This is a genomic window from Chryseobacterium sp. 27AL (genome assembly GCF_057815395.1).
On the sequence record NZ_JBYRIW010000009.1, the window covers coordinates 21,508 to 48,071 of the forward strand.

24 protein-coding genes are annotated in these 26,564 nt (G+C 36.7%); 6 read left to right on the forward strand and 18 right to left on the reverse strand.

Annotated elements, in window-relative coordinates:
• Nucleotides 1-18: 18 nt before the first annotated feature.
• A complete protein-coding gene (gene queA, locus AC3WV0_RS13005) occupies nucleotides 19-1,068 on the reverse strand; it encodes a tRNA preQ1(34) S-adenosylmethionine ribosyltransferase-isomerase QueA (protein WP_066439669.1) in 1,050 nt (349 codons plus the stop codon).
• A 174-nt stretch (nucleotides 1,069-1,242) separates the two neighbouring features.
• Here queA and AC3WV0_RS13010 point away from each other — a divergent pair, with 174 nt between their 5' ends.
• Nucleotides 1,243-1,935, forward strand: a complete 693-nt coding sequence (locus AC3WV0_RS13010; RefSeq protein ID WP_488846530.1) for an AIM24 family protein — start codon at nucleotides 1,243-1,245, stop codon at nucleotides 1,933-1,935.
• A gap of 52 nt (nucleotides 1,936-1,987) precedes the next feature.
• Here the strand turns inward: AC3WV0_RS13010 and AC3WV0_RS13015 are convergent, their stop codons facing one another.
• From AC3WV0_RS13015 to AC3WV0_RS13045, 7 genes are all read right to left on the reverse strand, one after another.
• On the reverse strand, nucleotides 1,988-2,479 hold the full coding sequence (locus AC3WV0_RS13015; protein ID WP_488846531.1) for a DNA-deoxyinosine glycosylase: 492 nt from the start codon (nucleotides 2,477-2,479) through the stop codon (nucleotides 1,988-1,990).
• 83 nt (nucleotides 2,480-2,562) lie between these two features.
• Nucleotides 2,563-4,557 carry a S9 family peptidase gene (locus tag AC3WV0_RS13020; RefSeq protein ID WP_488846533.1) on the reverse strand — a complete coding sequence of 665 codons (1,995 nt, stop codon included), beginning with the start codon at nucleotides 4,555-4,557 and terminating at the stop codon, nucleotides 2,563-2,565.
• A gap of 149 nt (nucleotides 4,558-4,706) precedes the next feature.
• Complete coding sequence (locus AC3WV0_RS13025) at nucleotides 4,707-5,051, reverse strand: phage holin family protein (RefSeq protein WP_090002394.1); 345 nt, start codon at nucleotides 5,049-5,051, stop codon at nucleotides 4,707-4,709.
• Nucleotides 5,052-5,121: 70 nt separating this feature from the next.
• A complete protein-coding gene (locus tag AC3WV0_RS13030; RefSeq protein ID WP_488846535.1) occupies nucleotides 5,122-5,544 on the reverse strand; it encodes a PaaI family thioesterase in 423 nt (140 codons plus the stop codon).
• A 56-nt stretch (nucleotides 5,545-5,600) separates the two neighbouring features.
• Entirely contained in the window at nucleotides 5,601-6,377 is a 777-nt protein-coding gene (locus tag AC3WV0_RS13035; RefSeq protein WP_488846536.1) for an alpha/beta fold hydrolase, read from the reverse strand.
• Between the two features lie 150 nt (nucleotides 6,378-6,527).
• A complete protein-coding gene (locus AC3WV0_RS13040) occupies nucleotides 6,528-8,645 on the reverse strand; it encodes a type IA DNA topoisomerase (protein ID WP_488846537.1) in 2,118 nt (705 codons plus the stop codon).
• Between the two features lie 433 nt (nucleotides 8,646-9,078).
• Nucleotides 9,079-10,695 (reverse strand): reverse transcriptase/maturase family protein, encoded by a 1,617-nt coding sequence (locus AC3WV0_RS13045; RefSeq protein ID WP_488846538.1) that lies wholly within the window; start codon nucleotides 10,693-10,695, stop codon nucleotides 9,079-9,081.
• A 455-nt stretch (nucleotides 10,696-11,150) separates the two neighbouring features.
• Here AC3WV0_RS13045 and AC3WV0_RS13050 point away from each other — a divergent pair, with 455 nt between their 5' ends.
• A complete protein-coding gene (locus tag AC3WV0_RS13050) occupies nucleotides 11,151-12,347 on the forward strand; it encodes a hypothetical protein (protein ID WP_488846539.1) in 1,197 nt (398 codons plus the stop codon).
• Nucleotides 12,348-12,427: 80 nt separating this feature from the next.
• Here AC3WV0_RS13050 and AC3WV0_RS13055 read toward each other — a convergent pair whose 3' ends face one another.
• The 9 genes from AC3WV0_RS13055 to AC3WV0_RS13095 form a co-directional block, all read right to left on the reverse strand.
• Nucleotides 12,428-13,303 carry a pirin family protein gene (locus AC3WV0_RS13055; RefSeq protein ID WP_488846540.1) on the reverse strand — a complete coding sequence of 292 codons (876 nt, stop codon included), beginning with the start codon at nucleotides 13,301-13,303 and terminating at the stop codon, nucleotides 12,428-12,430.
• A 338-nt stretch (nucleotides 13,304-13,641) separates the two neighbouring features.
• Nucleotides 13,642-14,226: a Crp/Fnr family transcriptional regulator gene (locus AC3WV0_RS13060; protein WP_488846541.1), complete on the reverse strand. Its 585-nt coding sequence runs from the start codon at nucleotides 14,224-14,226 to the stop codon at nucleotides 13,642-13,644.
• Nucleotides 14,227-14,236: 10 nt separating this feature from the next.
• Complete coding sequence (locus AC3WV0_RS13065) at nucleotides 14,237-14,548, reverse strand: hypothetical protein (protein WP_488846542.1); 312 nt, start codon at nucleotides 14,546-14,548, stop codon at nucleotides 14,237-14,239.
• 322 nt (nucleotides 14,549-14,870) lie between these two features.
• Nucleotides 14,871-16,481, reverse strand: coding sequence for a Na+/H+ antiporter (locus AC3WV0_RS13070; RefSeq protein WP_488846543.1), 1,611 nt, complete (start codon nucleotides 16,479-16,481; stop codon nucleotides 14,871-14,873).
• Nucleotides 16,482-16,624: 143 nt separating this feature from the next.
• Nucleotides 16,625-16,972, reverse strand: coding sequence for a cupin domain-containing protein (locus AC3WV0_RS13075; protein WP_488846544.1), 348 nt, complete (start codon nucleotides 16,970-16,972; stop codon nucleotides 16,625-16,627).
• Nucleotides 16,973-17,014: 42 nt separating this feature from the next.
• Nucleotides 17,015-17,635 (reverse strand): alpha/beta hydrolase, encoded by a 621-nt coding sequence (locus AC3WV0_RS13080; protein ID WP_488846545.1) that lies wholly within the window; start codon nucleotides 17,633-17,635, stop codon nucleotides 17,015-17,017.
• A 3-nt stretch (nucleotides 17,636-17,638) separates the two neighbouring features.
• Nucleotides 17,639-18,592, reverse strand: a complete 954-nt coding sequence (locus AC3WV0_RS13085) for a VOC family protein (protein WP_488846546.1) — start codon at nucleotides 18,590-18,592, stop codon at nucleotides 17,639-17,641.
• Between the two features lie 53 nt (nucleotides 18,593-18,645).
• Nucleotides 18,646-18,942 carry a GNAT family N-acetyltransferase gene (locus AC3WV0_RS13090; RefSeq protein ID WP_090002045.1) on the reverse strand — a complete coding sequence of 99 codons (297 nt, stop codon included), beginning with the start codon at nucleotides 18,940-18,942 and terminating at the stop codon, nucleotides 18,646-18,648.
• Nucleotides 18,943-19,052: 110 nt separating this feature from the next.
• Nucleotides 19,053-19,982 (reverse strand): ring-cleaving dioxygenase, encoded by a 930-nt coding sequence (locus AC3WV0_RS13095; RefSeq protein WP_488846547.1) that lies wholly within the window; start codon nucleotides 19,980-19,982, stop codon nucleotides 19,053-19,055.
• A gap of 438 nt (nucleotides 19,983-20,420) precedes the next feature.
• Between AC3WV0_RS13095 and AC3WV0_RS13100 the strand changes: the two genes are divergently transcribed.
• From AC3WV0_RS13100 to AC3WV0_RS13115, 4 genes are all read left to right on the forward strand, one after another.
• On the forward strand, nucleotides 20,421-21,449 hold the full coding sequence (locus AC3WV0_RS13100) for a methionine ABC transporter ATP-binding protein (RefSeq protein ID WP_488846549.1): 1,029 nt from the start codon (nucleotides 20,421-20,423) through the stop codon (nucleotides 21,447-21,449).
• Complete coding sequence (locus AC3WV0_RS13105) at nucleotides 21,442-22,098, forward strand: methionine ABC transporter permease MetI (RefSeq protein WP_488846550.1); 657 nt, start codon at nucleotides 21,442-21,444, stop codon at nucleotides 22,096-22,098. The genes AC3WV0_RS13100 and AC3WV0_RS13105 overlap by 8 nt, the downstream gene beginning before the upstream one ends.
• A gap of 162 nt (nucleotides 22,099-22,260) precedes the next feature.
• Nucleotides 22,261-23,070, forward strand: a complete 810-nt coding sequence (gene metQ / locus AC3WV0_RS13110; RefSeq protein WP_488846552.1) for a methionine ABC transporter substrate-binding lipoprotein MetQ — start codon at nucleotides 22,261-22,263, stop codon at nucleotides 23,068-23,070.
• A gap of 204 nt (nucleotides 23,071-23,274) precedes the next feature.
• The gene (locus AC3WV0_RS13115; protein ID WP_488846554.1) at nucleotides 23,275-25,539 is read left to right on the forward strand and encodes a glycoside hydrolase family 3 C-terminal domain-containing protein; all 2,265 of its coding nucleotides are present in this window, start codon (nucleotides 23,275-23,277) and stop codon (nucleotides 25,537-25,539) included.
• Nucleotides 25,540-25,781: 242 nt separating this feature from the next.
• Here AC3WV0_RS13115 and AC3WV0_RS13120 read toward each other — a convergent pair whose 3' ends face one another.
• A complete protein-coding gene (locus AC3WV0_RS13120) occupies nucleotides 25,782-26,531 on the reverse strand; it encodes a metallophosphoesterase (protein ID WP_488846555.1) in 750 nt (249 codons plus the stop codon).
• Nucleotides 26,532-26,564: the final 33 nt, after the last annotated feature.

A 26,564-nucleotide genomic window follows, 5' to 3' on the forward strand; every position in this document is an offset into this window, starting at 1 on the left:
GCTCTTTTTACTTTTTTATTATAAAATTAGCATGGCATCCCCGTAAGAGTAGAATTTATACTTCTCTTTTACGGCTTCTTCGTAAGCGTGCATTATAAAATCTCTTCCTGCAAACGCTGCAATCATCATTATTAATGTTGATTTCGGAGTGTGGAAGTTTGTGATCATACAGTTGGCAACCCCGAATTCGTGTGGAGGATAAATGAATTTATTTGTCCATCCGTGGAATGCAGAGATTTTCTTGTTTGAAGATACCGAAGTTTCTAATGTTCTCATCGTTGTTGTACCTACAGCACAAACTCTTTTATGAGCATCTACAGCATTGTTGATGATCTGAGCATTTTTCTCATCGATGAAAATCTCTTCAGATTCCATTTTATGCTTGGAAAGATCTTCCACCTCAATCGGATTGAAAGTACCTAAACCAACGTGAAGCGTCACTTCAGCAAAATCAATTCCTTTGATTTCCAGTCTTTTCATCAAATGTTTTGAAAAGTGAAGACCGGCAGTAGGTGCAGCAACAGCTCCTTCCACTTTTGCATAGATGGTCTGATATCTTTCAGCATCTTCAGGTTCAACATCTCTTTTGATGTATTTCGGAAGCGGAGTTTCTCCCAGTTCTTTCAATTTAGCTCTGAATTCTTCGTACGAACCATCGAATAAGAATCTTAATGTTCTTCCTCTTGATGTCGTGTTATCAATAACTTCAGCAACCAAAGATTCGTCCTCAGTGAAGAATAGTTTATTTCCGATTCTGATTTTTCTCGCAGGATCTACCAAAACGTCCCAAACGCGGGTTTCTTTATCAAGCTCTCTTAATAAGAAAACTTCAATTTTAGCACCCGTTTTTTCTTTATTTCCATAAAGACGTGCCGGGAAAACCTTGGTATTATTGAAGATAAAAAGATCCCCCTCATCAAAATAATCAACAACATCCTTAAACAGTTTGTGCTCGATGGTTTCAGTTTTTCTGTCTAAAACCATTAATCTCGCTTCGTCTCTGTGTTCGGATGGATGTTCTGCCAATAATTCTGCAGGAAGATCAAAATTAAAATCTGATGTTTTCATTTTTTAAATTACGGTTTAAAAATTATCAAAATTACAGAGTGTAATTTTCGGACTGCAAATATACGACATTAGATACCCCTTTGTCAAGTATTATTTACACTGAAGCAAAAAACCGTGATTTCAAGGTGAATATTAAACATGAAAATTGTATTTTGCGATTAAAATTTTACACCTATGAGCAAATATTCACTAGAATCTTTCGTCAACGAGACAAAAGAAAAACCTGAACAGAGGGACTATTTTGAACTTGAAAAACCAGCCCTTTTAGAAATTAATCTTAATAATCAATCCGTATGGACGAAAACGGGAAGTATGGTCGGCTATGTGGGAAATATTAATTTTGAAAGACAGGGAATGCTTTCCGGCGGTCTGGGAAATCTTTTAAAAAAAGCAATCAGCGGTGAAGGAGCAAGACTCATGAAAGCTGAAGGTTCCGGAAAATTATATGTTGCCGACGAAGGTAAAAAAGTGCGTATTCTTTATTTAAACAACGAATCGGTATGTGTCAATGGAAACGATGTATTGGCTCATGAACAAAGCATAAAAAGTGATATTACGATGTTGAAAAGTATTGCCGGGGTCATGTCTGGCGGACTTTTCCAAGTACGTTTATCCGGAACGGGACATATTGCAATAACAACACACGGTGAACCACTAACTTTAATGGTTACCCCTGACACACCGGTCTTTACAGATCCGAATGCCACTGTAGCCTGGTCTGGAAATTTAACTCCGGATTTAAAAACCAACGTTTCATTTAAAAGTCTTATCGGAAGAGGAAGCGGCGAAGAATTCCAGATGAAGTTTTCCGGAAACGGATGGGTTTTGATTCAGCCGTATGAGGAAGTTTACAGGATCGAGAGATAAATGATTTATAGATTAAATAAATTTTAGCAGAGATACTTTTATTTCTGCTTTTTTATTTTAGAAATTCCAAAATCCTTTTCCATTCGTCCAACTTTTTTTCAAAAGAAACTGTATGAAGCGGGCTTGTCGAAGGCATCTGATAAATTGGAATTTTGAAATTTTTACCTAAAATTTTCTGTAAATTTTTGAAGGATTTTCCGCCATTGCAAAATATTGCTTCTATACCAGGATAATTTTCCAATAAATCCGCAATTTGGTTAGCTTCTTCATTTTTAATTTCCGAATCAAGGCTGCCTTTCCTTTCGCAGGAATCGATGACATCCCATAGCGCAATATGATTTTTCTTTAAAATATTAATTCTTTCCTGATAATCTTCCGTAAATTTTTCATGAAATAATTCAAATATAATTTTCCAGAATTTGTTTTGCGGATGAGCATAATATTGTTGTTTTTCTAATGATTTTACTCCGGGGATGGATCCTAGAATTAAAATTTTAGAATTACTGTCGATAATCGGAGGAAAAGAAGAAATTCTGTTTTGCATACTCTGAATTTTATAGATTTTGGCTAAAGCCGTTTCTGATTCTGAAAACAAAAAGCGGGCTAAAGCCCGCTCCTATTGATATTTTACAATGTTTCTTTCAGCCATTCAAAGAATTCTCTCTGCCAAACCAAACCATTTTGCGGATGAAGTACCCAGTGATTTTCGTTCGGGAAATATACTAATTTGGATTTCAGTCCTCTCAGTTTTGCAGCCTGGAATGCTTCCTGACCCTGCTCGTAAGGAACCCTGTAGTCGATTCCGCCCTGAACGATCATGATCGGTTTATTCCATTTATCAACAAAATTACTTGGATTAAATTCAGTATAAGCTTTCGGAAGAGGCTTTTCCCAAGGAGAGCCTAAATCCCAGTTGGCAAACCATAGTTCTTCTGTCGTCAAATACCATGATTTCATATCAAATAATCCGTCATGCGCAATAAATGTTTTGAATCGGTTTTCGTGAATTCCGGCAAGCATGAACACGCTGTACCCGCCATAACTTGCGCCGACTGCAGCTACTCTTTCCCCATCAACATAAGGTAATGTTTTCGCATAATCGGTTGCAGCAAGGTAATCCTTCATCGGTTGTCCGCCCCAGTCTCTTGATATTTCTTCATTCCATTTTGTTCCCCAGCCAGGCATTCCTCGTCTGTTTGGCGCGACAACGATGTATCCGTTGGCAGCCATTAAAGCAAAGTTCCATCTTGTGCTGAAGAATTGGGTTAAAGCAGATTGCGGTCCGCCCTGGCAATATACCAAAGTCGGATATTTTTTAGTCGGATCGAAATTTGGCGGATAATGAAACCAGACACCCATTTCTTTACCATCGGTGGTTTTCACCATTTTAAGTTCAGATTTTCCCTGAGAAAGACTTGCGTAGGTATCTTTATTAACATCGGTCACCTGCTGCATTTCTCCGTTTTTTACATTGACAGAGAAGAGTTCTGTCGCGTGGTTGATATCTGTTCGTCCGACTAAAAGTGACTTTTTCTGGTCAGCAAAAATTTCATTAACATCAAAATCACCTTTTGTGATCTGCTGAACTTTAGCATTTTTCGGATCTAAAGAAAACAGCTGTTTGGTTCCTCTGAAAGCTGCCGTAAAATAGATCATTTTTGAATCTGCGCTCCAGAATACATCTCCGGAAACGCTTTCGTCCCAACCAGAAGTAAGATTTGTTGTTTTACCGGTTTTCCAGTCAAGGATTTTCACATCATTTTTATCAGCTTCATAGCCGTCTCTAGCCATACTCTGCCAGATCAGGGATTTTCCGTCCGGGCTGAATTTAGGGTTGACATCATACCCTTTATTAGATTCCGTTAAATTTTTAGTGGTTCCTGTAGCAAGATCATATGCGAAGATATCGGTATTGGTGCTTGTAGAATATTCTTTTCCGCTTTTAGGTTTTGTAACATATAAAAGCTGGGAAGAATCCGGACTCCAGATGAAGTCTTCTGCTCCACCAAAAGGTCGCTGCGGAGAATCCCACATTTTGCCTTCAAGAAGATCTTTTGCAGATTCAGCTTTATCAGAAATGTTTACAACAAAAACATGGTTGTATTTTCCTTCATTAAAATAATCCCAGTGTCTGTGATTCAGGTCTGTATACACCTGTGCGGTAGTTTTTGGGGTATCGGTATATTTATCCTTTCCCATTACTTTTTCCACCAAAACCTGTTTGCTGAAGGCTATTTTTTTACCGTCCGGAGAAACTACGATGTTATCAGCTTCACCTATGGTATAAAACTCAGTCCATGTTTTGGCATTATCTTTAGAAAGAAAAATTTTATCTCCTTCCTGGGCGTAAATTCCGTTTTTGTCCCACTGGATCAATGCTTTTTTACCTAAGTCGACTTTAGCGGACTGGTTATTAATCACATTCAGGAAATAGTTTTCATTTTTCGTTTTTTCGGTTGTAAGATCTACCTGCCCTACTTTATAAATAAGTGAAGACTGATCGGGTGAAACGGCCTGTACCCCTACTTTTTTTAAAGTCCATAAAATTTCAGGCGTCATTACTTTTTGTGCATTCATTAAGAGCGGAGCTGCCAAAGCCAGCAGACTGTACTTAAATTTCATATTATTGATACATTTTTTTGATTATGAAATATAAAACTTCATAAATTTTGTTTAATTCAAAGGTTTCAAAGGTAAGATTTATTTATCATTTTTAAATAAAAAGAGTGAACCACAGTCCACTCTTTATCAACCTTTGATATGTATGAGATCTAGTCTCCGTCGGAGAACATAGAATTGGCTAAAGAAGTAATTATTGAAAGGAGAATACTGAAGATCAGTGCCCACCAGAAACCGTCAACCACCATACTATCGATGAAATAATCGGCAATAAGAATGATAATTGCATTGATCACCAGGGCAAATAATCCCAAAGTAATGATCGTTAAAGGGAGTCCGAAAAGATTAAGAATTGGTTTTACAATCAGGTTTAAAATTCCCAGAACGATAGAAAAAATAATAGCCCCTCCAAATCCTGAGAAATGTACTCCAGGTAAAATCATGGTAAGAAGATAAGCAACAATTGCTGTTATCAGCAGACGAATAATTAAGTTCATAATGTTATTTCTTTAATTCATTGATTTGTTCAAACTCGTTACATTAAATATAACAAATTTTCTGTAAAGTTTACTTTATTTTCATCATGGTTACCAATGAAGTAGCCACGTGACTTTCAGATTCACCGTTTTCGTCTATAGTGTAAATTTCTGTGCGGATGACACTTATTTTCGCACCACCTTTGATGACATAGGATTTTGAAACAAGAGCATCGCCAATCGCAGGGCGTAGATAATTGACCTTTAATTCCACCGTCACGACATAGCAATCTTCTTCATAATGGCTCACCGCGGCATACCCGGAAGAAACATCCACAAGCGAGGCAATCATAGCACCGTTGAACATTCCGGCTTTTCTGGTCATCAGATCCATTTTAGGAATTTTCATGGAAATATAGTCAGTCTCAACTTCCAAAAGTTCAGCCTTGTAGAATTTTAAAGTTTCCGAGCGGTGAAAACTATCGGTAATGAGTTTCTTTTTTTCTGATGTCATAGAAGTATTTAATCTCAATAATAATTTTTAACATGAATAAAGTATGCCGGAACTTATTATTTAATAAATTCAATCACATCTTTACTGAGCTCATCTGCCCGTTCAACAGGAACACCATGTGAAGCTCCTTTATAGATTTTTAGTGTAGATTTTGGAATTTCACTGGCAATATATTCGGTGTGAGAACGGAGGATCATATCATTTTCCCCGGCTACCACCAGTACTTTTGCCTTAATGTTGTTCAACTGTTCTTTAGTAATTTTCGGCTCATCAATCATAAGCTGAATAAGCCTGATTTCGCTTTCAGGTTTTTGCTGTGCTCTTTTTTCGGCAACATCATTCTTCATGGCCAGCACTTCACTTTCACCTAAACCTTCCGGGAAAACATTGGCGCCGCTCGTAATCACCTTTTTTACACGATGAGGATATTTAATAGCAAATTCAAGTCCGGTAATACCGCCGTCGCTCCATCCGAGAATATTTATTTTCTTTAACTTCAATTCGTTGGCAAGCATTTTTATATCATCGGCAAACTTTCTGTAGGTCAGCGGTTCTTTGGAGGCATCAGTACTTTGACCTTGTCCGCGTGTATCCATGGCGACTACCATAAAATGCTTTGAGAGCTCGGGAATTTCCTTGGAAAATGCATCTATGCTTCCTCCGTTTCCGTGAAGTAAAAACAATGGTTCACCTTTACCGTAAACTTCATAGTAGATATCTGCATCTGCCAGGTGTAGGATATTTCCTGCTGTTGGATTTTTTCCGAAATTATTATTTTGCGCAAAGCTGATACTGTAAATAACAAGGGTAATCAGTACAAATACTTTTTTCATTTTGCCAATATTTAATTGAGATTAAAGGTAGGAAATTTACCCATATTAAAAGAGACTCTACACTATTGCCTCTCGCTCAGATTATCCTGATTATGCAGATTCTTTTTGTTTTAAATTTTTAATGATTCTATAAATGGATCTGAGTAAAATTTAAATAAGAACTACTGCAAAATTTTCATCCATAGATAAAACGCCTTCCGTTAAGCTTTCCTGATGCGAACTGAAACCCTTCAGTTTTGAGGTTTTTCCTTTAAGGACAAGATCCATTAATTGTTTATCGGAGAGTTTCTTACCAAAAATTTCGAATGAAACTTTAAATCCGCAGTTTTTGAAATCTGAACATCCAACAGCTGTTTTTCCTTTCATCAGATGATGTTCTTTACATTTCGGACACTTTGTATCTTCCCAGGACTGCATTTCTTTTTTGGCAGCGGGCTCCCGTTTTTTCTTTTCCTTAACTACTTTTTCTTCTTCCAGACTGATCACTTTTCCTTTTCCATAGACTACTTTTTCGGTAAGCTCTGTTACCATCTGGATCAGTTCTTCTTTAAAATGATTGGCTTCATATTCCCCGCTTTCGATCTTACGGAGCTTGAGTTCCCACTCTCCCGTAAGCTCGGGACTTTTGAGAAGTTCGTCCTCAATGGTATCGATCAGTTGAATTCCTGTTTGGGTGGCGATGAGGTTTTTCCTTTTCTTTTCGATGTATTTTCTTTTGAAAAGCGTTTCAATGATATTGGCACGGGTAGACGGTCTTCCTATTCCGTTATTTTTAAGCAATTCACGAAGTTCTTCGTCTTCCACTTGTTTGCCGGCGGTTTCCATGGCACGGAGCAGCGTTGCTTCGGTGTAAGGTTTCGGTGGTGAAGTCTTTCCCTGATGAATCATCGGATCGTGCGGACCGGTTTCTCCTACGGTAAATTCAGGAATAGTCTGTTCTTCCTCTTTATCTTTATCTTTTTCGGTTTCATCTTTCGGCTCTTTGGCGTAAACAGTTCTCCAGCCAGGCTCAAGAATCTGCTTTCCGCTGGTTTTAAAGGGGATGGTTCCTACTTTGCCTTCAACAAGAGTATTGGAGATTTTACATTCAGGATAAAAAACAGAAATAAACCTTTTAGCAATTAAATCATAGATCAGTTTTTCTTCGCGGCTGAGATTCTGGGAAGGCGGAACTTCCGTGGGAATAATCGCATGGTGATCCGTAACTTTCGTGTCATCGAAAACTGCTTTTGATTTTGGAATGGGCGCTTCCAACAAAGGAGAAACAAGCTCCTGATAGAAAGTCATTTTCCTGAGGATACCCTCTATTTTCGGATATAAGCTTTCTGATAAATAGGTGGTATCTACACGAGGATAGGTGACATGTTTTTTCTCGTAGAGACTCTGAATATAGTTCAGTGTATTTTCTGCAGAGTAGCCGTACCTTTTATTGGCTTCCACCTGTAGACCGGTAAGATCAAACAGTCTCGGGTTCTTTTCTCTTCCTTCTTTTATTTCAAAAGAAACGATTTCAAAAATATTTTCTTTTAAATATTCAAGACCTTTTTCGGCGCGTTCCAGGGTTTTTAAACGATCAATAGCAGCATTGAAGATCACGTCTCTGTACCGGGTTTTGAGTTCCCAATATTCTTCTACGGTAAAAGCATCGATCTCTTTCTGACGTTGGACAAGCATCGCCAATGTCGGAGTCTGTACTCTTCCTATGGACAATACCGCTTTATTTCCTCCGAACTTTTTGGTGAAAAGTCTTGTCGCATTGATCCCTAAAAGCCAGTCGCCCACAGCTCTGGCATTTCCTGCTAAGTAAAGATTTTTATAGTCTTCGGCTGGTTTCAAGCTGGCAAAACCTTCTTTAATCGCTTCTTCGGTCAGTGACGAAATCCAGAGACGCTGAACAGGTTTATTGCATTTCGCTTTCTGTAGCACCCATCGCTGGATAAGTTCTCCCTCCTGCCCGGCATCCCCGCAGTTGATGACCTCATCACATTCGGCGACCAGTCTTTCAATGACCTTGAACTGATTTTCAACACCTTTGTTGGGAATTAATTTAATTCCGAAATTATTGGGAATAATCGGCAGCAGAAACAGATTCCAGGATTTGTACTGCGGACCGTAGTCGTGGGGTTCTTTGAGGGTGCAGAGATGCCCGAAAGTCCATGTCACACAATAGCCGTTCCCTTCCATATAACCTTGTTTGGGAGTGGTGGCACCCAACACTTTGGCGATATCTCTGGCAACACTTGGCTTTTCGGCAATACAAAGTTTCATGAATGTTCGGGGATTTTGAAGAGGGACAAAAATCGGGATTTTTTTTGGATTCTGCTAATTTGTTGGTGGCTGATAGTGGAGCTTTGTTGGTTGATCGTTGAGGGTGTGAGTGATAGCTTGCAAGCAATATCCTGATTTTACAATGATAGAAATAAAGTTTACATCGTTCCAAATACAAATTACATCACAAGAAAGTTATTTGGAGTCGCAAAAATGTAACATGAAGTCGCAAGAATGTAACTCGCCGGTGTTAAAATTATATCTGTACCCGCTAAAATGTTGTTTACTTATGCAAGAATGTAACTTGCGGATGTAAGAATGTTATCCAAAGTTGCTAAAAGTATGTTTGCAGTTATCAGAATATACTTTACAGTTCTTTATATTATATTTTGAGTTTGTAGGTTCTTAACCCAAGTTGATATTCTACATTAAACTACTTTTTATTAAGATGTCTATTAATTGCTGTAAAGACAACGTGTTTCCTTTTTCGAATCTGATTCATAAAATGATCTTCTTCAAATATTGTACAACACCGTTTGACGTAAGAATAATAATTTGATTCTTTTTTATTATTAGGAGAATAATGAGAAAACTCATAAAAACCTCTATCATTTTTTACTAATGAATAACGCTTCCTTGTTTGTTTTTTAAGTTCCGTACTTTCAGAATCGTTAATTTTTAAAGGCTTATTATAAAGCTTTTTAATTTGATTAATATAAACAGCTTTTTTCGCTTCAGGATTTTTGTCGAACAAAGTTTTAGCTCTTTTGCAGCGTCTTTTTGTTATGGAAATAATTTTTCTATAATAGCGAGATAAATTCGCCGATTTTATGACTGTTTTATATCCTCGAAACTCAAAACCTAAATATAATAATGGCGTTTCTCTTTCCTCTCCTGTAATTTTATTTACCTTGAAACACGCTAATCTTTCACTATCATGCTTTGGAGAATATCGAACCTTTTTAAAAATAAATTTTTCAGTTTTATTTTTACTTACTTCAACTTTACTTTCCTCTATTAAATTATAAATAAAATTTTCAATAAAATCAGCTTGATTGGGTTTACAGATAACAACAATATCATCGGAATATCTTTTGTAATAAGCGCCTAGTTTCTGAACAAGATATTGAACAATCTTTAGGTCAAAATCATATAAATAAATATTTGCCAATAATGCACTTATAGGAAGACCTTGGGGAATTCCTATATTCTTTTTATCCTTTGAAAAAAAAGGGTTACTGTATATTCGTAGTTTTCCTTCTTTAATTATTTTTCGAAATTCTTGATTGCTTTCAAAAAAACACTTGAAGCCATTTTCTTTTCTTATTTTTGCGAGCTTTGACTCATCAAAACCTAATCTTCGTCCCTTGTTACTTTTTCTCTGAATTCTTAAATCATCCAGAAGAACATACCGAAATTTTGTGCAGGCCTTAAAAACATTATAGTGATCTTTAGGTAATTCGTCTACATCTAAGAGCCACTTCCACTTTTGTTTTAAAAATTGATGATTCAAACTTGGAAAAAAACTTTTTAAGTCAAAAGTTAAAACACAAACCTCATCTTCATTTCCCCTTTTTTTTATTTCGTCAAACGCTTCTTTCGCAAAATGGATGGTACTTTTACCTTTTTCATTTTCTTCGGAAATACGAATTTTACGATAAGCGTTTACACAAGAGTCTAATATAGGATTTTCTTTTAATTTTTTTTCATATAAATCATTGAGAATCTCCTTATAATATCCGTAAACGAGAGCATCCATATGGCTTGCATAATGCAATGGCCTCAACTTATGTGTTTTTTCCGGCTTATTAGTATCCTTATGAAAATGACAGTGTCTTCTATCCTGTTTATGTCTATGTACTTCCGAATCTCCTTTTTTATATTTTCTATCTTTTAAAATAGTATGAATCAAGGGATAAAATGCATATTTAGCTACATACTTTTCATTCGTAATATTTTTATAATACAGTTCCCAATCCTCTCCTATTTTAAGAGAAGGTGAAAGATGTAAATAACCTTTTTCTTTTATCCAATCCGGTTTTTCTATCATAAAAATGCTTGCAGAAAACAATAGCGATTTTATAATTACATACGCAAAGCCAGATAAGTACCCAGTAAATGAGTCATTGATAAATCCGTAATATGTATGGACATGTATTGAGCTCACTCAGAAATTGGTGAGATGCCTGAATATAAATAATAGTAAATCCAGTAATGAAGATGAAACAACATCATAGATTAACAAAATTCTTTAGGTTCTTTGAAATTAATCAAATAAGCCTTATCTTAGCAACATGTTTCCTACTATGCTCCTCCAGCCTAAACCATGACTGGATTGATGCATTGCAATTAAGCTACCTTATAAACCAATTTTTATAAGTAAATCTTTTAAATTATTTAAGACCTTTTATCTTTTACTAGTCGTAATTAAACTTTTTCTACAAGCACTCAAAAATAAGTATTTATTATTATATTTGCATTAATAACCTTGAAAATAATTAAATAGTGGAAGACTTTTCTATTGGTGATTTTGTTTGCTTCAAAAACCATCCTTACTTCGAAAATAATACTTTTATTAAAATAGCCTCAAATGCCAGCATTACTCCTCCAGTAATGATAGTCGGAGAAACTTTAGATAAAAAAGAATACGATAGTTTAACTGGTAAACCTATTGAAAAACAATTAAGATGCTATTATTATTCACATAAAGATGGAAAATTTAACAATAATTGGTTTAAACAAAGTGAGCTAAAGCGACTCGTTAAAAAAGATAGTTATTTAGATCTAGATCGCTTCGAGTCAATTGAAAAATATGAGATCGATTATTTAAAGGAGATGTATCTACATAATCTTGTATGTTTAAAAAACGTTGATTTTGAACTTAATAAAAAGAAAGTTTTCTTTGAGAATTCCGATGGCCTTAGATCTAACAAAGAGCAAAATCATTTAGATTTTTTACCTCCTGTAATGACAATCATAGATATTGTCAAAAATAAAGATGAAAAAAGGTTTTCAACTAAAGATCCCAAGTTCAGTGAAAAGGACTGTTCGAAATATATGTTTAAATGTAGGTGGTATAACCCTCAAACAATATCTTATTCAGAAGACTTTCTTCCCTCAAGTATTCTAGGTTTAGTCGTTTCCCATGATCAAGCTTTAACGACTATTAAAAATTTAAAGCAAAAAGATGTTTTCTATCTTTATCCATTTGATAAACCATTAGAATTAGAAGATTCATCTGTTAAATTAAAAAATTCTTTAATAAAAGTAAATGAAATTATATTTAATCACTATTACTATAAATTTGAATATTTTGATTTACTACTTCAGAAGAGAATAGCAAAACCAATCATAAAAATAACCTCATTCATAGAAGATACAAATACTTCTAAAGATTGTTTAAGTAATGAAATGGTTTTTGGAAGAAGTTATCCTAGTTATAAAAGAAACTATATTCACATTGATTCTAACATTTTCACTAACAATGAATATTTTTTAATTAATTACACAGATAAATTAAAAAATTCAACTAAAAGAATTATTAAAGTGATTGGAATTGACACTTTTACAGATACTGAGGGGCAAGATTATAAATTTGTTATCGCTAACTGCCTATTAAGAGAAGGACGTATTAGACATTTTAATATAGACAAAATTACAAAAGTTGTTGAAATTAGAAACGGAACTACTTTTTTTGAATAAAAAATAATTTAAAAAGCTCCCTTAAAAAAGAGAGCTTACCAACAATAATTATAAAGCTAGTTCATGAATTTATTTTTAAATTACATCGTTATCGGAACATCCATTAGGAGGATTTCAGTATTTTCTGAGGTTGCTTTGATCTGAAGATTTTCAATATTCCAAACCCCGAAGCCGTCTCTTTCTTCTAAATGCTGTCCTTCGATTTCGGCATTTCCTTTAATGATAAATGCATAAACACCGTTTCCTTTTTTCTTAACCTGATAACTTACTTCTGTATTATTCTCAAAGTCTCCTAAATGAAACCATGCGTCCTGATGAATCCACACGCCTTCATCATCGGGATTGGGAGAAAGGATCTGCTGGAATTTATTTTTGCTTTTTATTTTGTCGAGTGTAATCTGATCGTATCTCGGCGTAACGTTTCTTTTGTTCGGATATACCCAGATCTGAAGGAATTTTACCGGTTGATCATCATTTTTGTTGAACTCACTGTGCATAATCCCGGTTCCGGCGCTCATTACCTGGATATCTCCGCTTCGGATGACTGCGGTATTTCCCATACTGTCTTTATGTTCAAGGTCACCTTCCAAAGGTATACTGATGATCTCCATATTATCATGCGGATGGGTTCCGAAGCCTCTGCCAGCCTCTACTTTATCATCATTTAAAACTCTTAACACTCCAAAGTGCATTCTTTCCGGATTGTGATAATTGGCAAAGCTGAAGGTATGATTGCTCACCAGCCAGCCATGGTCGGCCTTTCCTCTGGAATCCGCTTTGTGAATAACGGAATTGTCTTTAATCTTGGATTCGGGATTAGAAAGATGGTTGTAGCCTATCGGCTCGAGAGGTTCGATCTCATCGATGTCATTCTTCATGGTATTTCCCAGGGATGCTGAGGCCACGAACATGCCTGTTCCCAATAATCCTTTCTTTAAAAAATCTTTTCTGTCCATATCTGGTGTTTGTTTATTTGTTTTGATAAGACAAATTTAGGATGATTGGAGTTGGTGTACATTTAACTAGTTTAATAAATGTGTTATTTTTCTTTTGTCTTGAAATCGAAGATTATCTCCTTTTAGTCGATGAATGTTATTTCGACGTAGTCAAACAATAGAAACAAAAGTTCAAGACCTGGAATCTGAAGGCTAAAAAATAGTTTTATTCTCTAAAAATCCCAAAACTCGTGCGAATCGGGAATTCGTTCTTCGATTCAATATTTGTATCGCACTCAAACAGTGGGATTTTCTTAACGCTTCAGTTTCCTATGTCGGTTTTTAAGTATAGAGGACGGTTATTTTTCTTTCGTGGCGAGGCGTTTTCTGATGGTGCTTACAAATTCTTTGGAGACACCGAGATAAGATGCAATATAGTACTGCGCTACTCTCTGCGGGATGGACGGATATACTTTAATGAATTCGAGATAGCGGTCTGATGCACTTTTTGAAATGGTATTCACGAGCCGGTGCTGAAGTGTGGAAAGGTTTCGCTGGACAAGCATTCTGAAAACTCTTTCAAATTTGGGAATTTCGGTTAATAATTTTTCTTTGGTTGCCGGATTCAGCATATAGATCTCCGAATCTTCCAGTGTTTCAATATATAAATTGGAGGGTTTCTGATCCTGAAAAGACGCAATATCACTAATCCACCAGTCTTCAATAGCAAACAGGATGGTGACTTCAAAACCGTTATCATCAAGATAGTAGACTCTTACACAACCTTTCTGGATATATCCTTCAAACTGGCATATCTCTCCTTCACGTAACAGAACGGTCTTTTTGGGAAATATCTGAAGGGTAAGCAGATCCGTGAAAAATTGTTCTTCTTTGGAGTCGAGCTTAATAAATCGTGTTACATTTCCGATGATGTTTTCAGACATAGTTTGCAGTTTAAGGCTGCAAATTAGGAAAAAGTGAGTAAACTTCGTTCTTTAATAATCCACTTCCTCCGCCATAATGGTCAATGATCTTTATATTTTTATCAAGATTTTCACAAAATACTTTAATGTCTTTCTCGAATTGCTCTTCCAGACCGGAGCTCAGGAGAACGATATCAAATTGCTTATTCCGGATGTCATCATAGCTGGCTTTTTCATCGTTCTGAATGTCTGCTTTCCAGCCTTCATTGTTTTCAATGACTCTTTTCAGGGTATCGAGAATCTCCTGATTTTTACCGATGACTAAGAAGTTTAAGGTATTCATTTTTGATTGTTTATTTTATGTTGGTTTGAACACTAAGGGCACTAAGTTTTTTTTAAATATTTACTGTTTTAAGGTTCACAAAGCCGTTTCACTTAAAAGAGACCACGAAGGTTTTATTTGCTTGCCTGCAATCTTGTCTTTTTCTTAAACTCCTTAAATGGCCTTAATGGTTTGCTTTGAGTACGAAGTTCACTAAGATTTTTTACTGCTAATTGCTTCAAGTTTCACAAAGCCGTTTCACTTATAAGAGCTGGAAGAGATTTTTGAATTAATTTTTTCGAATCCTTTCAACCTCAACCTTAGCCTTAACCATCGATTTACTCTACAAATGCTTACTTCCCGTGATTTTTAATTCATTCAAATCCAATTGTGATTCTGCTTTTCGGATCTCATCATCACTGAATTGTTTTTCTCTTTTCATTTTAAAGAGCTCTTTCCGCTGTAAGGCGAAAATATCCAGCATGATCTGATGATATTCATTAAGGTCATTCTGCCTGTTGGTACACATTTCAATAGAGTTCAAATGATTTCTATGAAGCTTGATATCATTTTCAATGGTATTTTTAAAGTTCTCTACAAGGCTGTTGGTATTGATATTCAACTGATATTTTTCGTGCAGTGTGTTGAGTGCAAGCTTATCAAGTCTTATCTGAATTCCGGCCTGCTGTTCATGTGAGGGCTGAATAGGGTCGATCTCTCCGATTTTAATAAGCTTAATAATTAAAGGAAGGGTGAGTCCCTGAAAGACGAGCGTTACAAATATAACGACAAAGGTTATAAAAATGATGAGGTTTCGCATCGGAAATTCCGACTGTTCATTCATCATAACGGGAATAGACAGTGCCGTTGCCAGGGAAACAACTCCTCTCATTCCTGCCCAGCCTATGATTAAGGGATTTTTCCAGCCCGGAGTGGGATCTTTACGGATATTTTTGCTGAGCCATCTCGGAATATGTGCTACGGGATAAATCCAGAGCATTCTTACAACGATGACAATCGCGCTGATGATGAGACCATATTTTATTCCTTCCATTAAAGAAGTTTCTCCCAATCCGCCGATGATGTCAGGAAGTTCGAGACCAATGAGTACAAATACCAATGCATTCATCACAAAAATCAGGGTGTTCCACACGCCGATCATATTGACTCTCGTGGTTCCTGTTTTAAATATTTCATGTGCACGGAATGACATAAATAGACCGCCACTCACGACAGCCATCACTCCGGAATAATGAAAATGTTCTGCAGAAAGGAATAAAATATAAGGTGTAATCACAGTAAGCGCCGCATCGATCGCCGGCGTTGTCGGCAGAAACCGGTGGATAGCATAAAAAACATGGGCTCCTGCAATTCCAATGACGACACCCATTCCAGCAACGAGAAAAAACTGTCCGGTCGCCTCTTGCATAGAGAATACGCCGGTCATGACCGCCGCCAGGGCAAACCTGAAAACAATAAGTGATGAAGCATCGTTGATCAGACTTTCTCCTTCCAATATCGCTACGGTACGTTTAGGAACTTTCAATCCTTTTAAAACAGTAGTGGCAGCGACAGCATCAGGTGGTGAAACGATACCACCTAATAAAAAGCCCATAGCCAATGTAAAGCCCGGAATTAAAGCCTGTGAAGCAAATGCTACGACGAGTGATGTAAGAAAAACCAGTCCGAACGCTAATAGTCCAATCGTTCTTTTCCACTTCCAGAAGTCATTCCATGAGGTGTACCAGGCTGCTTCATATAAAAGTGGCGGAAGAAAAATAAGGAATATGATATCCGGATCTAATTTTAAAACAGGAACTCCCGGAATAAGACTGATCCCCAATCCGGCCAACACCAGAAATATGGGATAGGCTATTTTGATGCGCTGTGCCAGCATGACAAGCATCATGACGATGAGGAGGAGGCCTAGTATAAGAAGTAGTTGTTCGTGCATGGTTTTTATTTTATATTTTTCTTTTGTCTTGAAATCGAAGATTCGATACACTTAAACAAGAGATAAAATAGAGGATAGATATTGTAGTCTTATTTACATCAATCATCTATTTTCTATTCGTCTATTATCTTACTGTCTTTTTCTTACAAATGTATGAATAATGAGGTTCTTTCTCTTTTTTCCAGGTTTTTGGTTTTATGCCCTTTTCCTGTTATGTCTTCGACCAGAAGAATTTCACCGGTCTGGAACTGACGGATTTCACCCAGGGATGTTTCTATCTCCACACCTCCATCCAAAAGTATGATGTACTGTTTTTGTGGAGCATGATGAAAATCGTAATCATAATCTGCGGAAACTTTTCTGAACTGTAACTTTTTAACTTCTACATCTTCGGATAAAAATCCTATTTCTCCCTGATCAACTAGAGGAATTTCAAGATCTTCAAAATGAGATTCCCCTTTTTCATCACTAAATATTCTTGTGATTTTCATGATATTTTCTATTTAAAGCAAATCATTAAAATAATCTTCTATTTATACAAAGATCAATGAATTTGCCAGTTCAATTTCTTCCTGATTGATAGAATGTCCGAAATTTTGGTATACTTTTTCGGTCACATCGGCATTCATTTCCCTGAAAATATTTGCCGTGGCATACACTCTTTCTACCGGAACATGAAAATCGGGATTGCTGGTTCCCAGGAAAACAGGAGTTTGTGCAAAATCTCCATGATAATTTTCACGGTTAATCTTTTCACCTATTACGCCACCAATAATAGCTGCAGCACCCCCGAATCTCTGTGCATTTCTTGCCAAAAACTCAAGCGTAAGACAGGCGCCCTGTGAGAATCCGAAGAAGTAAATATTTTCAGGTTTAATTCCTTCAGCTAAAGCTTTTTCCACGGTTTTACCAATGGTTTCCACTGCTGAAGAAAGCCAGGGTTCGTTTTGTTCAACCGGAGCGATAAAGGAAAAAGGATACCAGCTCCCTTTGGTTGCCTGAGGCGCAAGCAATGCGTAGTCTTTTACATTTAAATATTGTGATAAACTCAGAATATCCTGCGCGCTTCCACCTCTTCCGTGAATCATGATTAAAGCTTTTTCTGCTTCATTCAATGGTTTTCCTGCTGTTTTTATATCTAAAATATGGGCCATGATTTATCTGTATTTTTCTGTTGGATAATTAAATTTCGGGAGAACTTCCAACAAGTGTTCTCTTTTCTCTTCAAACTGTTGAGGAAGATTTAAATGTTCCCCCAAGGATGCCAATTCTTCATCAACATCAAACCCGGGTCCTGAAGTGGCAATTTCAAATAAAATACCTCCAGACTCTTTAAAATATACGGATGTGAAATACTTCCGGTCCTTTATTTCGGTATGCTCCAGTCCGAATTTATTCAGTTTTTCGATCATTTCAAGTTGGGTTTGCGCATCAGGAGTTGCAAAGGCAACATGATGTACGGTACCTCTTCCGGCCAGGCCTTTAAGGGCATTCGGAGTGCAGAAAAGATCTACATATTTTCCGGGTGCATCCTCAGCGGCATATCTGAAACGGTCTGAACTTTCGGCGATAAGCTGATGATCCATCTGAGTCGTAAGCAGAGCCGCCGTTCTTTCGTAAGCATTTAACCAGATTTCCACATGATGAATTCCTTTAATGGCAAAATCTTTCGGGATAAAATGATTGTTGTATCCTTTACGTTCGTCTTTATCATTAAAAACAAGCTCCAAACCAAGTCCGTCAAAATCTTCGAGGTAAATAAAAACTTCATCTGAGAATCTTTGCTGAGGCTGTTTAAAAGGAATGTTAAACTGATTCAGGCGGTTCATCCAATAATCCAGCGCATCCATTGATACGGAAAACGCAGTTGTATTGAGCATTCCTTTACCGTGTCTTCCGTTGACCAGTCCTTTTCCGTACGGAAAAGTCGTCATAATGGTTCCGGGAGTTCCGAATTCGTCTCCAAAATAAAAATGATAAACATCGGAATAATCAAAATTTACGGTTCTTTTTACCAGCCGAAGTCCTAATACTCCGGTATAAAAGTCTATATTTTCCTGTGCGTCGCCGGTAATGGCTGTAACGTGATGAAGTCCTGTGATGAGTGCCATGGGGTTAAGGTTAAGGTTAAGGTTAAGGTTGAGGTTGAGGCTAATTAAAATTTTTAGTTTTCTTCTTTAAACCAGACATCGTTGTACAATTCCGGATTTCTTTTGAACTGGGCATGAACGTATGGACACAACGGAACAATTTTAAGATCATTTTCTCTGGCGTAAGAAACCAGCTTGTCCAATAATATTTTGGCAAATCCTTTTCCTGCGTATTCTTCGCTAACTTCAGTGTGATAAACGGTTAGTTTGTTTCCCATTACCGATATATCCATTTTTCCTGCTTTGTTGTCGTCTGAAAAAAGTTGTATTTCTCCTCTTACGTTTCCTAAAATTACTTTCGTTGTTTCCATAATTTTTTATTGTTGTTGGTTGATAGTTAATTGCTTATTGCTTATTGCTTATTGCTTATTGCTTATTGCTTATTGCTAAGATACTTGGTTTGCCAAAGATCAGTCATGATCTATGATAACTTCGGCAGCACTTCTTCTATTTTCTCGCGTAATCCTTCGTGCTGTTTTGGAAGTTTTAAGCTTGTTCCCAGTTCATTTAACGGCTCATCTACTGTGAATCCCGGATTGTCTGTTGCAATTTCAAATAAAACGCCACCCGGTTCACGGAAATAGAGCGAATAGAAGTAATCCCTGTCAATTTTAGGCGTAATATTCAGACCTGCTGAAAGAACTTTTTCACGGAATTCCATTAAAATATTATCATCCTTTACTCTGAAAGCGACGTGGTGGTTGGTTCCTGCAGCGTTTCTTCCTGCTAATAGTTTATCATTTTCAATAATGTCGACAATATTTGCTGTTTCTACGGCATCTGTAGCAAAACGATATCTTTCACCTTCCTGTTTATTTAATTCATAACCGAAAATATCTGTCAAAACTTTAATCGTAGGTTCTGCCTTTTTCAATGTAAGTGTTACATTATGAAAACCTTTCAATGCATTTTCTTCTTTAATGTCATCTGTTGTCCATACTTTTCTGTCGTCTGTAGAAGATTCGATAAACTGAAGTTGTAGACCGTCCGGATCTTTAAATGAAATCAGCTTTTCACCGAATATTTCACTTTCTTCTACGTTTACATTAAATTGCTGTAGTCTGCTTTTCCAGAAATCAAGGCTTCCTTTCGGAACTGAGTAACCGATATGTGTTGCCAATCCTGTCCCATTGGTCCCCTTCCCTATTCCTTCCCATGGAAAGAATGTCAGAATAGTACCCGGTGTTCCTTCTTCGTTTCCAAAATAAAAGTGATACGTTCCGGGATCATCAAAGTTTACGGTTTTCTTTACCAGTCTTACTCCTAAAACACGGGTATAAAAATCTAAGTTTCTTTTTGCGTCGTCTGCAATCGCTGTGATATGGTGCAGACCTAAAATTCTATTATTCATGTTGTTTAATTTTATATGACAAATGTAGCCTGTTATAAAATCCTGCACATTTAACTAGTTTAATAAATGATGTTTTTGAAAGTAAATTTTAAAATTTCATAAATGGGTTAAGAAAACTTTTCATTTAGTTAAAAAATAAAAATCTAAAAATCAGCCTATTAAAAACAAATTTAAAATTATTTCATAAAAAGTCTACTTTTTTAGTGGACTAATGAAAATTAATATATTATATTTGCAACCGTAAGCAGAATATAAAAAAACAATGAATACAGGTTTGAAAAATATTTTCATCAATCAGCATACCATCAATCATATGATGATGTATTGCTGTATGCCTGAAATAGAGCATTGTGGTGACTGACCTTACTTTTATATGACATATTTTAAAGGCTTTACCACGTTGTAAAGCCTTTTTTTATTTAATGAAGAATCTTAAAAATGATAGAGATTAAAAATATTTCAAAAACCTTTCACCAGAAAAAACAGTCCTTTAAAGCATTGGATCAGATCAGTCTGAACGTCGAAAAAGGTGATATCGTAGGAATTATTGGCTTTTCGGGAGCAGGAAAAAGTACACTGATCCGAACGGTAAATCTGCTTGAAAGACCTGATGAGGGAGAAATAATAATTAACGGAAAAGATTTTACCCAATTAAAATCCAGGGAATTGGCTAAAGAACGGAAAAAAATAGGAATGATCTTTCAACATTTTAACCTTCTTTCTTCAAGAACCGTTTCTGAAAATATCGCTCTTCCTCTGGAACTTGATGGTGTGAATAAAATAGCGATTAATAAAAAAGTCAGCGAGCTTCTCAAAATTGTTGGCTTGGAAGATAAAGCCGATGATTATCCGAAAAGTCTTTCGGGAGGACAAAAACAAAGAGTGGCGATTGCAAGAGCGCTTGCCAATGATCCTTATCTTCTCCTTTGTGATGAGGCAACAAGTGCACTGGATCCGGCTACGACACTGTCGATTTTGCAGCTGTTGAGAGATATCAACCAGAGGCTCGGCATTACAATACTGCTGATAACGCATGAGATGGAAGTGATCCGCACAGTATGCAACCACGTTGCTGTTATCGACAACGGCAAACTCATTACAAAAGGAACTTTACATGAAATTATCTCACAAAAAAATCACCCGATTATCAAACAATTTTTAAACTCAGGAGCTATGAATATACCGCAAGAACTGAATAAAAAACTACAGAAAGAACCACAGGAAGGATTGTTTCCCCTTGTAGAAGTGGAAGTAAATGAAGAGATCTCTGTTGAAGAGCTGCTATCCATTGTATATGATAAATATAAAATTCCTTACAAGCTGTTGAAAGCAGATGTAGAGTATCTTGGAGAAGCCAACTTTGGCAAACTTCTTTTGCAGCTTCAAGGCGAACAGGAGGAAAATCAGCAGGCCATTTATTATTTCAACCAGAATAAAATTCAAAACAGAGTAAGAGGTTATGCTTAGTGATACAGTAATTTCTCTTTTGTCAAAAGGAGTCTGGGAAACGGTTTTTATGACATTTGCATCCGGTTTTTTCGGATTTGTTTTAGGTCTTCCGGTCGGGATTCTTTTATTTTTGACAAGAAAAGGACAGCTTCTGGAAAATGCGTTCTATCATAGATTTTTATCTGTACTGGTTAATATCTTCCGTTCTATTCCTTTTATTATTCTGATTGTCTGGATGATTCCTTTTACGAGAAGTCTGGTGGGAACATCTATCGGTGTGAATGCCGCTTTGGTTCCGCTCAGTATTGGGGCTGCACCTTTTATTGCGAGACTTGTTGAGAACAGTCTGCTTGAAGTTCCTCAAGGACTCATAGAAACAGCCAGGGCATTAGGAGCAAATCCGATGCAGATCATTCGGAAAATTTTGCTTCCCGAAGCACTTCCCTCTTTGATAAATAATGCAACGATCACCTTGATCACATTGGTGGGCTATTCAGCCATGGGAGGCGCCGTAGGAGCAGGCGGACTGGGCCAGATCGGCTATCAGTACGGCTATATTGGCTATGATGCGGTCATTATGAATCTCGTTCTGGCTTTACTTGTGGGAATTGTGTTTATCATTCAGTTTTCTGGTGACCGGCTGGCTAAAAGATTTGATCACCGTTGAATTTACAAGTGAAATAATGATATTAATATAATGTGAATGTGAAATAGTGTGGTGGCTTTGTTATTCTTTGTCACCTGTGGTAAAGGGCGAATTTCCGGAATACCCTGAGATTAAAACGTTCCGTGATTTTCGCTTTTTTACCATTAAATTAGAAAATTAACAATGAAAAAATTAAAGATTTTTGGCTTATTGGTTGTAGGAATAATATTATCATCCTGCAATTCCGGAAAAAAAGAGGATCCGAATTACATCAAGGTGGGTATCACTTCAGGACCAGAACAGGAAATTGCAGAAACCGCTAAAAAAGTGGCAAAAGAAAAATACAACCTTGAAGTGGAACTTGTCGCCTTTAATGACTATGTCGTTCCCAATGAAGCGCTACACAACGGAGATATTGATGTTAATGCGTTTCAGCATGTTCCTTATCTTAATGAACAGTCAAAACAGCGGGGATACAAACTGGCAGTTGTAGGAAACACTTTCGTCTATCCTATTGTGGCTTATTCCAAAAAAATAAAAAATATTGGTGAACTACGGAACGGCAGCACCATCGTAATTCCTAATGATCCGACGAACGGTGGCCGCTCATTATTGCTGCTGCAGAAAAACGGTTTGCTTAAACTAAAAGACGGCATTGGCCTATTACCCAAAGTTACCGATATTGTTGACAATCCGAAACAGTTGAAGATTCTTGAAATCGAGGCTCCGCAACTGCCCAGAGTACTTGATGACAAAGAAGTAGTACTGGCGATCATCAATAATAATTTTGCTGCACAGGCCGGACTTGACACCGAAAAACAGGGAATTTTAAAAGAAGACAAAAACTCACCATATGTAAACGTCATTGTTTCAAGAGAAGATAATAAAAATTCTGAAAAGGTGAAAAAATTCGTGAAAGCGTATGAGTCTGATGAGGTGGCGAAAAAAGCTGAAGAAATATTTAAAGGGGGCGCTATCAAAGGATGGAACTGAAAATATAATGTGATATTAGTTTAAAAAATTCTGTTATTTACGGTTATTTATGTGTATGTTTTAGGCATCATTTCAATTTTGAAATGGTGTCTTTTTATTTCAAAAATGGTCAGAAATAACCATTTTTATTAAAATTATATTTTCTCAATTTGAGATAATAAAATAATTTCCTATTTTTGTTTTCAATCAAAAAAAAGGCTTCTTATGTTAAAGAAAACCGCCATTGTAAGTTTATTTACTATAATTTCCGCTTCGTATATGGCTCAAAATACCAAAGCAATTCCCGTTTATTTAGACGAATCAAAACCTGTTGAACAGCGTATTCAGGATGCTCTTTCCAAAATGACACTTGAGGAAAAAATTGCCATGCTTCATGCACAGTCGAAATTCAGTTCTCCTGGTGTACCAAGATTGGGAATTCCTGAATTCTGGACCACTGACGGCCCTCATGGTGTTCGCTCTGAAGTAAAGTGGGACGAATGGGACCAGGCCGGCTGGACCAATGACTCTATCATCGCCTACCCTGCGCTTACGGCACTTTCTGCAACGTGGAACAAAAATATGTCATGGAATTATGGTAAAGCGCTTGGTGAGGAAGCCCGTTACAGAAAAAAAGATATTCTTCTGGGACCCGGAGTCAATATTTACAGAACTCCCCTAAACGGAAGAAACTTTGAATATATGGGGGAAGATCCTTTTTTAACATCAAAAATGGTAGTGCCTTATATCAAAGGAGTTCAATCAAATGGCGTGGCGACTTCCGTAAAACATTACGCTTTAAATAATCAGGAAATGTTTCGCCATACGAGTAATGTGATCATTGATGACAGAACATTATATGAAATCTATCTTCCGCCATTCAAAGCAGCTGTGACAGAAGGAGATTCATGGACGATTATGGGCGCATACGATATGTACAAAGGACAGTATGCCAGCCAGAACCAATATCTTCTTAATGATATTCTTAAAAAAGAATGGAACTACAAAGGTGTTGTATTATCAGACTGGGGCGCTGTCAATAATACCGAACAAGCCATTCACAATGGACTTGATCTTGAATTCGGGAGCTGGACAAACGGCTTATCAGAAGGACATTCCAATGCATATGACAGTTATTACCTTGCACAGCCTTATTTAAAATTAATTAAAGAAGGAAAAGTTGGAACCAAGGAACTTGATGATAAAGTTACACGACTTCTACGTCTCGCATACAAGACGACAATGAACAGAAATAAGCCTTTCGGAAACATTGCTTCTGAAGAACACAAAGCAGTCGCTAAAGAAATAGGTGAAGAAGGAATTGTCCTGCTAAAAAATAAGGGAAATGTACTTCCGATTGATATTAATAAAGCTAAAAAAATTGCTGTTATCGGTGAAAACGCCATCAAAATTATGACAGTAGGGGGAGGCTCCTCTTCTTTAAAGGTTAAATACGAAACCCTTCCCCTGGACGGGATCAAAGCAAGATTTGGAAAACAGGCTGATGTACAGTATGCAAGAGGCTACGTGGGAGATATAGGCGGCGAATACAACGGCGTGAAATCAGGACAAAATCTGAAGGAGGATCGTTCTCCTGAAGCTCTTTTAAATGAAGCTGTAGCCTTGGCAAAGTCTTCAGATTATGTAATTTTCGTGGGCGGACTAAATAAAGCTGATTTTCAGGATAGTGAAGGCAATGACAGAAAAAGCTATGGACTACCATATAATCAGGATAATGTAATTTCGGCACTGGCAAAAGCTAATAAAAATCTGGCCGTAGTACTCGTTTCAGGAAACGCTGTTGCAATGCCATGGGTGAATGAAGTTCCTACCATCGTTCAGGCCTGGTATCTCGGTTCTGAAGCCGGGAATTCCTTAGCTGCAGTTTTGGCCGGTGATGCCAACCCTTCCGGAAAATTACCGTTCACTTTCCCTGTAAAACTTGAAGATAACGCTGCTCACCAGATGGGTGAATATCCGGGGAATAAAGAGGAATTGGCAGCCGGAAAAGGAAAAGATCAGAAAAATCCTATCAATATCAAATATAATGAAGGTATTCTGGTGGGTTACCGTTGGCATGACACTAAAAAGATCAAGCCTTTATTCAGCTTTGGACATGGTTTGAGCTACACAACTTTTGAATTCGGGAAAGCAAAAGCGGATAAAAAGACGATAACACAGGATGACAAAATCACCTTTACCGTTACTGTAAAAAATACCGGTAAAAGAGCTGGAGCCGAAGTGGCACAATTATATATCAGCGATCTGAAATCCTCTGTTCAGCGACCTACAAAAGAGTTGAAAGGTTTTGAAAAAGTATTTCTGAATCCGGGAGAAGAAAAAGAAGTGACTTTTACGATTGATAAAGCCGCCTTAAGCTTTTTTGATGCTAATAAACACGACTGGGTAGCTGAACCCGGAGATTTCGAAGCACTTATCGGAAACTCTTCTGATGCTATAAAAACAAAGGTGAGATTTACACTCAAGTAGTTTTACTTATTTATATTTCTAAAACGTGAATGCCCGGATTTTATTCGGGTATTTTTATTAATATAATTAAATTACTTAATTAAAATGTACAATGATTTAATATGAATAAAGAAATATCTCTGATAAATTTGATAAGGTGCGTAATGCTGAAATAGAAGCAATAAACTTTAATATCTTTTCTGTTACAATATAAGGTGGTCTCAAAATGTTATAGTATCAAATGATAGTATCAAATAGTATTTTTAATTGATTTCAATAATTAATTCCTTTTCATATCCGTTGTACTTCTCGCTAATATATCCATGTGGATTACAGATAATTTCCGTTTCTCCAATTTTATATCTGGAAGGAGTATGTATATGTCCATGAATCCAGCATAAAGGCTGATATTGGCGAATAAGATCTTCAAGATCTGAAGCATATGCCGATGTCAGCGGATCTTTTTTGAAATGCTCCGGTACAGATTTAATACTGGGAGCATGATGTGTAACGACAATATTTTTAAAATTTTTAGAGCATTCCAAGCTGTCCTCAAGCCATACTCTGGAAATCTGATGGATTTTAAAGATGTCGATCGATCGCATTTTTGAATATGAAGGATCGCGCCTGATCTGCTTATAATCACTCATTCCATTCTGACACAGAAATCCATAATATCGAGGATTGCCGAATATTGAGAAGTCAGTCCACAATGTACTTCCATGGAACCTTATACCTTCAATATCTACGCTGGAATCTTCCAGTACAAATACATTAGAATTTTTAGCCGCTTCTTTAATTTTATTTAATGTTTTAGGATATGAACCTTTATAATATTCATGATTTCCCAAAACATAAATCACCGGTTTATTTTGAATTTTAGTTTTAATCCATTCAATCCCTTTAGTTCCAAGATTCACATCACCCGCCAACACAACAACATCAGCCTTGTCAAAAGACAAGTCTGTCATTCCAAACTCCTGATGTAGATCACTAATAATCTGCAATTTCATATGGCTAAAATAAAAAAAGAACCGATACTTTCA

Coding starts and splice junctions, on each gene's coding strand:
- queA (WP_066439669.1), bottom strand. CDS start 1,068: ATGAAAACATCAGATTTTAATTTTGATCTTCCTGCAGAATTATTGGCA.
- AC3WV0_RS13010 (WP_488846530.1), top strand. CDS start 1,243: ATGAGCAAATATTCACTAGAATCTTTCGTCAACGAGACAAAAGAAAAA.
- AC3WV0_RS13015 (WP_488846531.1), bottom strand. CDS start 2,479: ATGCAAAACAGAATTTCTTCTTTTCCTCCGATTATCGACAGTAATTCT.
- AC3WV0_RS13020 (WP_488846533.1), bottom strand. CDS start 4,557: ATGAAATTTAAGTACAGTCTGCTGGCTTTGGCAGCTCCGCTCTTAATG.
- AC3WV0_RS13025 (WP_090002394.1), bottom strand. CDS start 5,051: ATGAACTTAATTATTCGTCTGCTGATAACAGCAATTGTTGCTTATCTT.
- AC3WV0_RS13030 (WP_488846535.1), bottom strand. CDS start 5,544: ATGACATCAGAAAAAAAGAAACTCATTACCGATAGTTTTCACCGCTCG.
- AC3WV0_RS13035 (WP_488846536.1), bottom strand. CDS start 6,377: ATGAAAAAAGTATTTGTACTGATTACCCTTGTTATTTACAGTATCAGC.
- AC3WV0_RS13040 (WP_488846537.1), bottom strand. CDS start 8,645: ATGAAACTTTGTATTGCCGAAAAGCCAAGTGTTGCCAGAGATATCGCC.
- AC3WV0_RS13045 (WP_488846538.1), bottom strand. CDS start 10,695: ATGATAGAAAAACCGGATTGGATAAAAGAAAAAGGTTATTTACATCTT.
- AC3WV0_RS13055 (WP_488846540.1), bottom strand. CDS start 13,303: ATGGACAGAAAAGATTTTTTAAAGAAAGGATTATTGGGAACAGGCATG.
- AC3WV0_RS13060 (WP_488846541.1), bottom strand. CDS start 14,226: ATGTCTGAAAACATCATCGGAAATGTAACACGATTTATTAAGCTCGAC.
- AC3WV0_RS13065 (WP_488846542.1), bottom strand. CDS start 14,548: ATGAATACCTTAAACTTCTTAGTCATCGGTAAAAATCAGGAGATTCTC.
- AC3WV0_RS13070 (WP_488846543.1), bottom strand. CDS start 16,481: ATGCACGAACAACTACTTCTTATACTAGGCCTCCTCCTCATCGTCATG.
- AC3WV0_RS13075 (WP_488846544.1), bottom strand. CDS start 16,972: ATGAAAATCACAAGAATATTTAGTGATGAAAAAGGGGAATCTCATTTT.
- AC3WV0_RS13080 (WP_488846545.1), bottom strand. CDS start 17,635: ATGGCCCATATTTTAGATATAAAAACAGCAGGAAAACCATTGAATGAA.
- AC3WV0_RS13085 (WP_488846546.1), bottom strand. CDS start 18,592: ATGGCACTCATCACAGGACTTCATCACGTTACAGCCATTACCGGCGAC.
- AC3WV0_RS13090 (WP_090002045.1), bottom strand. CDS start 18,942: ATGGAAACAACGAAAGTAATTTTAGGAAACGTAAGAGGAGAAATACAA.
- AC3WV0_RS13095 (WP_488846547.1), bottom strand. CDS start 19,982: ATGAATAATAGAATTTTAGGTCTGCACCATATCACAGCGATTGCAGAC.
- AC3WV0_RS13100 (WP_488846549.1), top strand. CDS start 20,421: ATGATAGAGATTAAAAATATTTCAAAAACCTTTCACCAGAAAAAACAG.
- AC3WV0_RS13105 (WP_488846550.1), top strand. CDS start 21,442: ATGCTTAGTGATACAGTAATTTCTCTTTTGTCAAAAGGAGTCTGGGAA.
- metQ (WP_488846552.1), top strand. CDS start 22,261: ATGAAAAAATTAAAGATTTTTGGCTTATTGGTTGTAGGAATAATATTA.
- AC3WV0_RS13115 (WP_488846554.1), top strand. CDS start 23,275: ATGTTAAAGAAAACCGCCATTGTAAGTTTATTTACTATAATTTCCGCT.
- AC3WV0_RS13120 (WP_488846555.1), bottom strand. CDS start 26,531: ATGAAATTGCAGATTATTAGTGATCTACATCAGGAGTTTGGAATGACA.